The organism is Lactiplantibacillus fabifermentans DSM 21115, assembly GCF_000498955.2.
GTDB lineage: Bacteria > Bacillota > Bacilli > Lactobacillales > Lactobacillaceae > Lactiplantibacillus > Lactiplantibacillus fabifermentans.
In genome coordinates, this window is record NZ_AYGX02000013.1 from 1 (window position 1) to 212 (window position 212).

A 212-nucleotide genomic window follows, 5' to 3' on the forward strand; every position below is an offset into this window, starting at 1 on the left:
ACAACGATGATTACCAAGTATGCTCAAGCAGTCGACGTTGATCCCATCCCATGGATTGACCAGTTGAAGCAAGGACAGGACGTCCAGTACTTGTTGCAGGCAATTGACCGGCAAGTTGAATCAGTCAAAGAACGTGAACGTCAGCGAGAGATTAAACAGCAAGTGGCTGCAGAGCATCAGCAAGAAACGAGTACCGGTAAAATTGTCGATAC

At 47.2% G+C, this 212-nt stretch carries 1 pseudogene; it reads left to right on the forward strand.

Going from position 1 to position 212, the window contains the following annotated elements:
* A pseudogene (locus DY78_RS16310) lies at nucleotides 1-212 on the forward strand (DUF1351 domain-containing protein); the annotation flags it as partial.